The organism is Pseudomonas sp. Leaf59, assembly GCF_920984685.1.
GTDB lineage: Bacteria > Pseudomonadota > Gammaproteobacteria > Pseudomonadales > Pseudomonadaceae > Aquipseudomonas.
Genome location: NZ_CAKLBR010000020.1, coordinates 44,369 through 56,638 on the forward strand (window position 1 = coordinate 44,369; position 12,270 = coordinate 56,638).

Below are 12,270 nucleotides of genomic sequence, written 5' to 3' on the forward strand. Positions count from 1 at the left end.
GGCACCGGCAGGATGTTGCACGGGGCGCACCGAACTATATGCCTCAACTGTTAATATCCCAGGCTTTCACTCAACCACAGGATCAGATTGATGAAAGTCGCCATCCTTTCCGGCTCAGTGTACGGCACGGCTGAAGAAGTCGCCCGCCACGCCGTCGGCATCCTCAATGCGGCCGGCTTCGAAGCCTGGCACAACCCTCGCGCCACCCTGGCAGAGGTGCAGGCATTTGCGCCCGAGGCTTTGCTGGCCGTGACTTCCACCACCGGCATGGGCGAATTGCCCGACAATCTGCAGCCCTTGTATTCGAGCATCCGTGACCAACTGCCCGCCGCCTGGCGCGGACTCCCGGGCGCCGTGATCGGCCTGGGCGACGCCAGCTATGGCGACACCTTCTGCGGTGGTGGCGAGCAGATGCGTGAACTCTTCGCAGAGCTTGGCGTGCGCGAAGTCCTGCCGATGCTGCGCCTGGACGCCAGCGAAAGCGTCACCCCGGAAGCCGACGCCGAGCCCTGGCTGAGCGAGCTGATAACGGCCCTGCGCGGCTGATTGCGGCTTTTCTGGCGGCGCTTCTCTGACGCCGCCGACCCCTGATCTGGACTATTCTTACAACTGACTCGCACGGTCATCAAGCTGGCTGCGAAGGCAACTCATCGCGCCAGGGTGTCTGACTAGACTGGCCCATCACTCAAAAAAATAATAAGAAATGCGCCAAGGAGGTCATCGCCGTGAGCCTATCCCCCGTTCTATCGCCACCGAATGTCAAAGACCAGGTCAGCGCCGCCGAATGGCAAGCGCGTGTCGATCTGGCAGCCTGCTATCGCCTGGTGGCGATGCACGGTTGGGACGATCTGATCTTCACCCATATCTCGGCCAAGGTGCCGGGCACCGAAGACTTCCTGATCAACCCCTATGGGCTGATGTTCCACGAGATCACCGCGTCGAGTCTGGTCAAGGTCGATCAGGCCGGCAATAAACTGATGGACAGCCCCTACGAGATCAACCCTGCGGGCTACACCATTCACAGCGCCATTCATGAAGTGCGGCATGACGTGGTGTGCGTACTGCATACCCACACCGCTGCCGGCGTGGCGGTGGCGGCGCAGAAGCAGGGGGTACTGCCGATCAGCCAGCAATCGTTGTTCGTGCTGGCGAGCCTGGCCTACCACGCCTACGAAGGCGTGGCGCTGAACCACGAGGAGAAGGTCCGCCTGCAGGCCGATCTGGGCGACAACGGTTTTCTGATGCTGCACAACCATGGGCTGCTGACCTGCGGCAGCACCATTGCCGATACATTCCTGATGATGTTCATCTTTCAGCGGGCCTGTGATATTCAGGTACTGGCGCAAACCGGCGGCGCAGAGTTAATCGCCATCGAACCGCAGATTCTCGCCGGCGCGAAGGCCATGGCCGCCGCCGTCACCCGCAGTGCTCAGGGCCTGGGCGGCGCGCTGGCCTGGCCTGCGCTGCTGCGCAAACTCGAGCTGCAAGACCCGGGGTATAAAACCTGATGCCACTCGCCGAGATCCCGTTGCGTGCCTGGCGCAAGCGCAGCCGCAGTTTTGACTTTCGCGGCCATACCATTCGTTACTGGGTGGCCGGTCAGGGTGAGCCGCTGCTGCTGATCCATGGCTTCCCCACCGCCAGTTGGGACTGGCACTACCTGTGGCAGCCCCTGGCCCAGCGCAACCTGGTGATCGCCTGCGACATGCTCGGCTTTGGCGATTCGGCCAAGCCGCTGGATCATGGCTATTGCCTGCTGGAGCAGGCCGATCTGCAACAGGCGCTGCTCCAGCACCTGGGGATCGAGCAGCCCGTGCATGTGCTGGCCCATGACTACGGCGACAGTGTCGCCCAGGAACTGCTGGCACGGCATTACGAAGGCCGCTTCCAGATGGCCAGTTGCGTGTTCCTCAACGGCGGGTTGTTTCCCGAAACCCATCACCCGGCGCTGCTGCAAAAGCTTTTGCTCAGCCCGCTGGGGTGGATGATCAGCCGCGCCTTTGGGCGCAACGCCCTGTCCAACAGCTTCAGCCAGATCTTCGGCCCCCAGACCCGCCCCAGCGAAAGCGCTCTGGACGATTTCTGGAGCCTGATCAGCGCCAACGACGGCACGCGCATCCTGCACAAACTCATCGCCTACGTGCCCCAGCGCCGTACCCTGCGCGATCGCTGGGTGGCGGCCATGCAAGTGGGCGATGTGCCGTTGCGCGTGATCGATGGCGAGGTCGACCCGATCTCCGGCGCACACATGGTGGAGCGATACCATCAACTGGTGCCCCACGCCGATACCGTGCTGCTGACCAATATCGGCCACTACCCGCAGATCGAAGCGCCGGTGCAGGTGCTCAAACACTACCTGATGTTTCGCGCGCACATCGCACGCGCCACCGTGTGGGAGGGGGCTTGCTCGCGATGAAGCCTTGGGTAAGCCTATTTCAGCCAACCAATATCCCTGTGGCGAGCGCGCTCGCCATAGCCACAACAACCGGGCTTGCCCTAATGCCGTTCAGTTAAGGAAATTTTGATCGTTCCCACGCGTGGGAACGATCAAGAGGGCTCTTGTGGGCTTATTGTGGCGAGCGGGCTTGCCCCGCGTTGGGGTGCGAAGCGCCCCCAATCAAGCAAAACGCGGTGTACCTGATACGGCTCAGCGTCTGGTTTTGGGGCTGCTGCGCAGCCCAACGCAGGACAAGCCTGCTCGCCACAGGGAATCTGCGCTTAACTGAACGGCATTAGGGCTTGCCCCGCAATCATCCCGCTGCCTTATCGCGCACCATTCAGCCGCGGCCGTGTTCATTGTGACCGCACGCCCGGTGCCGGACACTCGAACCATTGTCATTGTCGCCTGTGGAGTTCGGTATGAGTGAGTCAGTGCAGTTCCAGGATAAGGTCGTGATCGTCACCGGTGCCGGCGGCGGGTTGGGCCGCGCCCATGCGCTGCTGTTTGCCAGGCACGGGGCCAGGGTACTGGTCAACGATCTCGGCGGCTCCGCCCAGGGCGAAGGCGCCAACGCCTCGGCGGCCGATCGGGTGGTTGCCGAAATCCGCGAAGCCGGTGGCACTGCCGAGGCCAACCATGACTCGGTCACCGACGGTGACAGGATTGTGCAGAACGCCATGGACGCATTCGGTCGCATCGACGTGGTGGTCAACAACGCCGGCATCCTGCGCGACAAAACCTTCCACAAGATGGAGGACAGCGATTGGGACCTGGTTTACCGGGTGCATGTCGAAGGCGCCTACAAAGTCACCCGCGCCGCCTGGCCGCACCTGCGTGAGCAAGCGTACGGACGGGTGATCTTCACCGCGTCCACCTCGGGCATTTACGGCAACTTCGGCCAGTCCAACTACGGCATGGCCAAGCTCGGGCTGTATGGCCTGACCCGCACCCTGGCGCTGGAAGGGCGCAAGCACAACATTTTGGTCAACGCCATTGCCCCCACCGGCGGCACGCGCATGACCGAAGGCCTGATCCCGCCGCAGGTGTTCGAGCGCCTCAAGCCGGAGTTGGTCAGCCCGCTGGTGGTGTACCTGGGCAGCGAGGCCTGCCAGGACACCTCGGGCCTGTTTGAAGTCGGCGGTGGCTGGATCGGCAAGACCCGCTGGGAGCGCAGCCTGGGGGTGGGTTTTGATCCGCAGGCCGGCTTCTCGCCCGAGGATGTGGCGGCGCACTGGGCACAGATCTGCGACTTCGAAGGAGCCGCCCATCCGCAGGACAACATCGAGGCGCTGAAGGAGATGATGGCCAATTTGCAGAAGTACAGCCTCTGATCGTTGCGTGATCGTCCTTTAATCCCCAGGCAAAAAAAAGCCGCTGCAAATGCAGCGGCTGAAGTAAGACGTTGTACCAAGGAGCGGCAGATAAACGTCAATGAACACCGATAACCGATTGAATAAAAACATCAATCAAGTTGAATCCGGCTTTGCACCCTGGGGTGGGAGCGAGCGCAGTGCTCTTAAAGCCCGGCCAGAATAGTCGTTTGTTACAGAATGAGTAATACCTCATTGGGACAAGGACTATTACAAAATTGGTAACGATTCATCCATCCCTTTGATAAGACTCCATCCATCCGCTGCATGCCCGCGCCCGAAGCCCGGCCAGCGTGGCCGTTAATCCTTTCGAACGACAACACGAATACCTCCTTGGTGCGCTTATCGCTCCCCACGGGCGGCAGTAGGGTGAAGCCTTCTGTTACTCACTGGGGAAGACGCATGACAAAAACAACAATGCGCGCCATCTTCACGCCGCAGGCGCTGGCCGCTGCGGTTGCCTTGGGTTGCTGCGCCCAGGCGCAGGCTGTTTCGTTCAACATCGGCGAGATCGAAGGGCAATTCGATTCGTCGCTGTCGGTGGGCGCCAGTTGGGGCATGCGTGATGCCGACCGCAAGCTGGTGGGCACCGTCAACGGTGGCAGTGGCCAGGCCTCCACGGGCGATGACGGGCGGCTCAACTTCAAGAAAGGCGAGACCTTCTCGAAAATCTTCAAAGGCCTGCACGACCTCGAGTTGAAATACGGTGATACCGGCGTGTTCGTGCGTGGCAAATACTGGTACGACTTCGAACTCAAGGACGAAGACCGCGAGTTCAAGCCCATCAGCGATCACAACCGCAAAGAGGGCGCCAAATCCAGTGGCGCGCAGATCCTCGATGCCTTCGTGTATCACAACTATTCCCTGGGCGACCTGCCGGGCACCGTGCGCGCCGGCAAGCAAGTGGTCAGCTGGGGCGAAAGCACGTTTATCGGCAACTCCATCAACAGCATCAACCCGGTTGACGTCTCCGCGTTCCGCCGCCCGGGCGCCGAGATCAAGGAAGGCCTGATCCCGGTGAACATGCTGTTCGCCTCCCAAAGCCTCACCAGTCAGCTCACCGTCGAAGGCTTCTACCAACTGGAATGGGACCAGACGGTGCTGGACAACTGCGGCACCTTCTTTGGCGGCGATGTGGCGGCGGACGGTTGCACCAATAACTACACGGTCGGCAGCCCGGCGATCCGGCCCTTGCAACCGGTGGCAGCCGCATTCGGCCAGGGTTTCGGCGTGACCAATGAAGGCGTGATCGTACGGCGTGCCGGCGACCGCGATGCGCGCGACTCCGGCCAGTTCGGCGCGGCCCTGCGCTGGCTCGGCGACGACACCGAGTACGGCCTGTATTTCATGAACTACCACAGCCGCACGCCGACCGTGGGCACCCTTACCAACAACACCAGCCTTGCGACCCTCGGCGCCATTGCAGGTGCCGCCAACCGCCTGGCGCCCGGCTCCGGTGCGGGCCTGGTGCAAAGTCTGATGCTCGGCCGCGGCCAGTATTACCTCGACTATCCCGAGGACATCCGCCTGTTCGGCGCCAGCTTCTCCACCACCTTGCCCACCGGCACGGCGTGGACCGGGGAAATCAGCTACCGCCCCAACGCCCCGGTGCAACTCAACACCACCGACCTGACCCTGGCGCTGATCAACCCGATTGCCGGTAACACCGCCTCGCCCATCCGCAGCTCGTTCGGCGCCGATAACGTGGGTTACCGGCGCAAGGAAATCACCCAGATCCAGAGCACCATGACCCAGTTTTTCGACCAGGTGCTGGGCGCCGAGCGCCTGACCCTGGTGGGCGAGGCGGCGGTGGTGCACGTTGCCGGCCTGGAAGACAAAGCCAAGCTGCGTTACGGCCGCGACTCGGTGTACGGCGCTTACGGGTTTCAGGGTGACACCGATGGCTTCGTCACCTCCACCTCCTGGGGCTACCGCGCGCGGGCGATCCTGGACTACAACAACGCGATTGCCGGGGTGAACCTCAAGCCCAACCTGTCCTGGTCCCATGACGTCGCCGGCTACGGCCCCAACGGCATCTTCAACAAGGGCGCCAAGGCCATCAGCGTCGGCGTGGATGCCGACTACCGCAGCACCTACACCGCCAGCCTCAGCTACACCGACTTTTTTGGCGGCGACTACAACACCCTGACCGACCGCGACTTCCTCGCCCTCAGCTTCGGCGTGAACTTCTGATTTGGCTTAAAGAAGGACAAGAACTTATGCGTAAGACAATTGCAGCGTTGGCCCTGAGTCTGCTGGCCGCTCACGTGATGGCGGCGGTCTCGCCGGAAGAGGCCGCCAAATTGGGCACCACCCTCACGCCGGTCGGTGCCGAAAAGGCCGGCAATGCTGACGGCTCGATCCCGGCCTGGACCGGCGGCATCCCGAAAAACGCCGGCGCGGTGGACAGCAAAGGCTTTCTGGCCGATCCGTTTGCCAGTGAAAAACCACTGTTCGTGATCACCGCCGCCACCGTCGATAAGTACCAGAGCAAACTCTCCGACGGCCAGGTGGCGATGTTCAAGCGTTACCCCGAGACCTACAAGATCCCGGTGTACCCCAGCCACCGTACGGTAAACCTGCCGCCGGACATCTACGAGTCGATCAAGCGCAGCGCGTTGAACGTCAAGGCGATCAACGACGGCAACGGCCTGGAGAACTTCACCGGCAACCGCTATTACGCGTTCCCGATTCCCAAGACTGGCGTCGAGGTGCTGTGGAACCACATCACCCGTTACCACGGCGGCAACCTGCGCCGCATCATCACCCAGGCCACGCCGCAGACCAACGGCAGCTACACGCCGATCCGTTTCGAAGAAGAAGTGGCAGTGCCCCAGGCCATCCCCGACATGGACCCGGCCAAGGCGGCCAACGTGCTGAGCTTTTTCAAGCAATCGGTGACGGCCCCGGCGCGGCTGGCGGGCAACGTGCTGCTGGTGCACGAAACCCTCGATCAGGTGAAGGAGCCGCGCCTGGCCTGGATCTACAACGCCGGCCAGCGCCGTGTGCGGCGTGCACCGCAAGTGTCATATGACGGGCCGGGCACCGCTTCCGACGGCCTGCGCACCACCGACAACTTCGACATGTTCTCCGGCGCGCCCGACCGCTACGACTGGAAGCTGGTGGGCAAGAAAGAGATGTACATTCCCTACAACAGCTACAAGCTCGATTCGCCGAACCTCAAGTACGACGACATCATCAAGGCCGGCCACATCAACCAGGACCTCACCCGCTACGAGCTGCACCGCGTGTGGGAAGTGGTCGGCACGGTCAAGCCCAGCGAGCGGCATATCTACGCCAAGCGCCACATGTACATCGACGAAGACAGCTGGCAGGTGGCGCTGGTGGATCACTACGACGGTCGCGGCCAACTGTGGCGCGTCGCCGAAGGTCATGCGCAGTTCTATTACGACCACCAGGTGCCGGCCTACACGGTCGAAACCCTGTATGACCTCATCGCCGGGCGCTACATCGCCCTGGGCATGAAGAACGAGGAGAAACGCAGCTTCGTGTTCGGCTTCGCCGCCAAGGCCGCCGACTACACCCCCGCAGCATTGCGCTCCGAAGGCGTGCGCTGAAGGTGAGGTGAAATGCAATCACTGTGGGAGGGGGCTTGCTCCCGATAGCGGTACATCAGCCACAAGCGAGCCGACTGACCCACCGCCATCGGGAGCAAGCTCCCTTTCACAGTGGAGTGTGTACACCCTGGCTTTTATGCATGGCCGTCAATCACCCCGCTGAATACTTCTTCAACAACCACCAACCCCAGGACTAGGGTACGCGTCAGGCTTCATCACAATAAAAACGCAGGATGCAGCAATGACCGCCATGACTCGTTGCCTGGACCGTCCCGGATTCATGCCACGGCTGTCCGCTCACCACCTGCTGCGGCCGCGACTGGCCCAGCCCTTGCTCGCGGCGCAGGCACGGGTGAGGTTGCTGTGTGCGCCGGGCGGCAGTGGCAAGAGTGCGTTGTTCGCCGAGTGCGCCTTGCAGGCGCCGGCGGGGTGCCCGGTGTACTGGCTGGCGCTCAATGGGGTGGCCTTGAGCCCCGAGGGTCTTTGCCGCCGAGTGGCGCAGAGCCTGGGCCTGCCCTTCACCGATGAAGCCGCGCTGTTGCTCGACCTGAGTACCTGGTCAACGCCGGCCTGGCTGTTTCTCGATGACTTCTGCCGTTTTCCCGACCCCGAGCTGGATGCCTTGCTCGACCGCCTGCTCACCCTCGGCAGCCCGGCGCTGAGCTGGTGGCTCGGCACGCGGCGGCGCCCGGCGTGCAACTGGCCAAGGCTGTTGCTCGATGATGAACTGTGGGAGTGCAGCGCCGGCGAGCTGGCGTTCAGCGCTGGGGAAGTCCAGGCTTTGCTGGGCCCCGGCCAGAGCCTCGACAGCGTCATGCACTTCAGTGCCGGCTGGTGCGCCGGCGTGCGGATCGCCTTGCTGGGCGACGGCCCTCCCGACAAGACCTTGCGCGACTATTTGCAGCACGAGCTGTTCAGCACCTGGTCCGCCGAGTGGGTCGAGGCCTGGCAGGTGCTGGCCCATCTGCCGAGGTTCAATGCGAGCCTGTGTGAACACCTGTTCGGCGCGGGCGACGGCGCCCGCTACCTGCGCGATCTGCAGGCGCTCGGTGCCTTTGTCCAGCCGTGGGAACACAGCGCCGACTGGCTGTGCATATTCGCGCCACTGGCCCACGTGGTGCGCGACGAACCGTGGCCGGCCCGGCGTTCCTGGCATCGGCGCGCCTGCCAATGGTTTACCACCGAGGGCGACTGGCAGGCCGCGTTCGAACAGGCATTGCTGGCCGAAGCGTTCGAAGTGGCGGTAAGCCTGTTGCAGCATTTCAGTTTCGAAGACCTGTTTCGCCAGCAGAACGCCGTGTTGGTGTTACGTCTGCACGAACAGCACGGTGATGAACTGCTGCTGTTTTCTGCGCAGTTGGTGGGGCTGGTGACGGCGGCGCTGCTGTTCGCCGGGCGCTTCGATCAGGCCGCGCAGTGCATCGATCAGTTGGCGCGCTTTACGCCGCAACCTGGCGCCGTACAGCAACGTCACCTGCTGGCGCGTTGGCAGGCGCAGTGGGGCTGGCTGTTGCATTTGAACGGCGATGCCGAATGCGCCCGCGCGCATTTTCTTGAAGCCCTGCAGGCCTTGCCCGACAGCGCCTGGACCTCGCGCCTGATGTGCCTGTCCGGGCTCACCCAGCAAGCCTTGCTGCGCGGCGAGCTGGACGTCGCCCAAACCCTCAATCGCGAAGCGCTGTGCCTGGCGCGCGCCGAGGGCTCGCTGCTGCTGGAGGCGTTACTTGAGCTGGATCACGCCCAGTTGCTCGAGCAGCGCGGCGCACCGCATCGGGCGCAGAGCTTGTTGGAGCAAGTGCAGGCGATGTTGCTCAAGCAGCAGATCGAGGCCGGCCCGCTGGTGGGGCGGATCGCGTTGCGCCGTGGCCACCTTGCCTTGCGCCAGGGCCAGGACGCACTGGCCGCCGAGTGTTTCCAGGCAGGCTTGGCGATGTGCCTGCACAGTCAGGACAAACGCGTGCTCTACGGCTTTCTGGGCCTGGCACTGCTGGCGGCCAACCAGGGCGACTACGCCCAGGCGTTTATCCAGCTGCGCGAGGCCGAGCGGTTGATGCAGCAGCGGCACGTCCCGCAGAGCGTTTACCGCGCGGTGCTGCTGTTGATCAGCGGGCATTTCTGGTTGCAGCAGGGGCGGGCCGACTTGACCGTGGAAGCGGTGCGCCGCGTGCTGCGTCACTTTCATGGGCCGCACGCCAGGCAGGCACCGCCGGCCACGCTGGAATTGATCCCGCGCCTTGAGTACCTGCTGGTGCTGGCAGAAGTGAGGCTCGGGTGCGCCGAGCAACCTCTTTCAAGGCTCAACGCGCTGCTGGAGGTCACCCGGCAACGCGGCATGCTCTGCCTGGAAGCCGAGGTGCAGTTGGTGCTCGGCGAGGTGGCGTGGCAGTTGGGCGACACCGCGCTGGCGCGGCGTGCGCTGCAGAGTGGCCTGGCCCTGGCGGCGCGTTGCCAGGTGCAGCAAGCGATCCGCGAGCTGCGCCTGCGCTCCCCCGGTGTGCTGAGTGAACTGGGCCTGGAGCCGCACACAGCCGCCATTGGCGCGGCGGACAATCCCTTGAGCCAGCGCGAGCTGGAGGTGCTGCGGTTGATCGCCCTGGGCAATTCCAACCTGCAGATTGCCGACCGTCTGTTCATCTCCCTGCACACGGTCAAGACCCATGCCCGGCGCATCCACAGCAAGCTCGGCGTGGAACGGCGCACCCAGGCGGTGGCCAAGGCCAAGACCCTCGGGCTGATGGTCTAGACGAAGGCCTGACGGTAGTCGCCAGGCGTTGCGCCCGTGGCCTGGCGAAAGCGCTGGTTGAAATGGCTGGCGCTGGAAAACCCGCACATGAGGGCGACCTCGCCCAGCGGCAGGGCGCCGCCGCGCAGCAGGCTGCGCGCACGGGCCAGGCGCCGCGCCAGCAGGTATTGATGGGGCGGCAGGCCGAAGCTCTGGCGAAACATTCGCGCGAAGTGATATTCCGACAAGGCGCACAAGCCCGCCAACAGCCCGAGGCTGATGGGATCCTGCAGGTGCTGCTCGATGTACTCCACCAACCGCCGCCGTTGGTAGGCCGCCAGCCCGCCTTTCAAGCGCAGGCCATCGCGGGCGCCGACCTGGTTGAGCAGGGTGTGGCTAAGCATTTCATGGGCCAGGCTGCTGGTGAGCAGGCGTTCGGCCGGCTCGTGCCAATTGAGCGCGATCAGTTGATGAAAGCGCCGCGCCTGGCCCGGGTCTTCAAGAAAGGTCGCTTCCTGCAACGCGAGGGCACGCGGTTCGCGGTCCAGCAGGGTGACGCAACCGAGGGCGAATTGTTCCGGGCTGAAATACACATGGGCCAGGCGGATGTCGCCGTTGATCACCCAGGCCGACTGATGCTCGGCCGGCAGCACGCACAACTTGTCCGGGCCGCCCTTGATGCCTGGCTGGTCACGGCGAAACGTACCGGTGCCGCCGCCGATGTAGCAGGACAGCGTGTGATGGCTGGGCCCCTGGTAATCCTGGGCATCGTGGTGGTTGCTCCACAGCGCGGCCGACACGCCGTCACCCAGCTCGGCGCAGGCGTGCAGGCGTGCGTTGGGCGAGCGGTTGAGGGACTGAAAGATGTGCAGCGATTGCAGATCAGGCATGGCGTGTGTTCTCCGATGCCTGGCATCCTACCGCGCGAGGTCCGGGCTGTGATCCCTTCGCCCGACAAAAGCGCAAGAATGTGCAAGAGCGGTCCGTGGCTTGAGGCGGACACTGTGGCTCAACCTTCGGAGCCGCGCCATGAACCTTTCCCTGTATGTCCTTACCGTGCTGATCTGGGGCACCACCTGGATCGCCCTCAAGTGGCAGTTGGGGGTTGTCGCCATTCCCGTGTCGATTGTGTACCGCTTCGGCCTGGCTGCGCTGGTGCTGTTTGCCTTGTTGTTGCTCAGTCGCAGGCTGCAGGTGATGAACCGGCGCGGGCATCTGATCTGCCTGGCCCAGGGCCTGTGCCTGTTCTGCGTCAACTTCATGTGTTTTTTGACCGCCACGCAGTGGGTCCCCAGCGGCCTGGTGGCGGTGGTGTTTTCCACGGCTACGCTGTGGAACGCGCTGAACGCGCGGGTGTTCTTCGGCCTGCGTGTGGCGCGCAATGTGTTGATGGGCGGCGGCCTCGGTCTGCTGGGACTGGGCTTTCTGTTCTGGCCGGAACTGGCCGGGCACACCGCCAGCCCGCAGACGTTGCTGGGGCTGGGTCTGGCGCTGCTGGGAACGCTGTGTTTTTCGGCGGGCAATATGCTTTCGAGCCTGCAACAGAAGGCCGGGCTCAGACCGTTGACCACCAATGCCTGGGGCATGGCCTACGGCGCCTTGATGCTGGCGACCTGGTGCGGGGTGCGCGGCATTCCCTTCGAGATGGACTGGAGCGCGCGCTACGTCGGCGCCTTGTGGTACCTGGTGATTCCGGGGTCGGTGATCGGGTTTACAGCCTATCTCACCCTGGTGGGGCGCATGGGGCCCGAGCGTGCGGCGTATTGCACCGTGCTGTTCCCGGTGGTGGCGCTGAACGTGTCGGCGTTTGCCGAGGGCTATCAGTGGACGCCGCCGGCATTGGCCGGGTTGGTGCTGGTGATGCTGGGCAATGTGCTGGTGTTCCGAAAGCCTAAAGTTATGAGCCCGACCTTACAGACAAAACCAATCCAGTGAGGCTCCGCCAACGCGTCGATTCTGCTGCCGCCCTGTGGCAAGCCCTAATGCCGTTCAGTTAAGGAAAATGTGTGGGCTTATTGTGGCGAGCGGGCTTGCCCCGCGTTGGGGTGCGAAGCGCCCCCAATCCAGCAAATGCGGTGTACCTGATACGCCTCAGCGCCTGGTTTTGGGGCTGCTGCGCAGCCCAACGCAGGACAAGCCTGCTCGCCACAACACGCCGGT

9 protein-coding genes are annotated in these 12,270 nt (G+C 63.6%); 8 read left to right on the forward strand and 1 reads right to left on the reverse strand.

What is annotated here, in order from left to right:
• Window positions 1-90 precede the first annotated feature (90 nt).
• The 7 genes from LUB09_RS19300 to LUB09_RS19330 all read left to right on the forward strand — a co-directional run bounded on the left by LUB09_RS19300 (window position 91) and on the right by LUB09_RS19330 (window position 10,131).
• Entirely contained in the window at window positions 91-546 is a 456-nt protein-coding gene (locus tag LUB09_RS19300) for a flavodoxin (protein WP_209984709.1), read from the forward strand.
• Between the two features lie 179 nt (window positions 547-725).
• Entirely contained in the window at window positions 726-1,508 is a 783-nt protein-coding gene (locus LUB09_RS19305) for a class II aldolase/adducin family protein (protein ID WP_231423433.1), read from the forward strand.
• Window positions 1,508-2,416 (forward strand): alpha/beta fold hydrolase, encoded by a 909-nt coding sequence (locus LUB09_RS19310; RefSeq protein ID WP_231423434.1) that lies wholly within the window; start codon window positions 1,508-1,510, stop codon window positions 2,414-2,416. Before LUB09_RS19305 ends, LUB09_RS19310 begins: the two co-directional genes overlap by 1 nt.
• A gap of 443 nt (window positions 2,417-2,859) precedes the next feature.
• Complete coding sequence (locus LUB09_RS19315; RefSeq protein WP_231423437.1) at window positions 2,860-3,771, forward strand: SDR family oxidoreductase; 912 nt, start codon at window positions 2,860-2,862, stop codon at window positions 3,769-3,771.
• Window positions 3,772-4,212: 441 nt separating this feature from the next.
• A complete protein-coding gene (locus LUB09_RS19320; protein ID WP_231423438.1) occupies window positions 4,213-6,003 on the forward strand; it encodes a DUF1302 domain-containing protein in 1,791 nt (596 codons plus the stop codon).
• Window positions 6,004-6,029: 26 nt separating this feature from the next.
• On the forward strand, window positions 6,030-7,388 hold the full coding sequence (locus tag LUB09_RS19325) for a DUF1329 domain-containing protein (protein WP_231423439.1): 1,359 nt from the start codon (window positions 6,030-6,032) through the stop codon (window positions 7,386-7,388).
• 241 nt (window positions 7,389-7,629) lie between these two features.
• Entirely contained in the window at window positions 7,630-10,131 is a 2,502-nt protein-coding gene (locus tag LUB09_RS19330) for a LuxR C-terminal-related transcriptional regulator (RefSeq protein ID WP_231423441.1), read from the forward strand.
• Here the strand turns inward: LUB09_RS19330 and LUB09_RS19335 are convergent.
• Window positions 10,128-11,000, reverse strand: coding sequence for a helix-turn-helix transcriptional regulator (locus LUB09_RS19335; RefSeq protein ID WP_231423442.1), 873 nt, complete (start codon window positions 10,998-11,000; stop codon window positions 10,128-10,130). The genes LUB09_RS19330 and LUB09_RS19335 overlap by 4 nt on opposite strands.
• A gap of 139 nt (window positions 11,001-11,139) precedes the next feature.
• On the opposite strand from LUB09_RS19335, the gene LUB09_RS19340 reads away from it, so the two are divergent.
• The gene (locus LUB09_RS19340; protein WP_231423444.1) at window positions 11,140-12,045 is read left to right on the forward strand and encodes a DMT family transporter; all 906 of its coding nucleotides are present in this window, start codon (window positions 11,140-11,142) and stop codon (window positions 12,043-12,045) included.
• The last annotated feature ends 225 nt before the right edge of the window (window positions 12,046-12,270 follow it).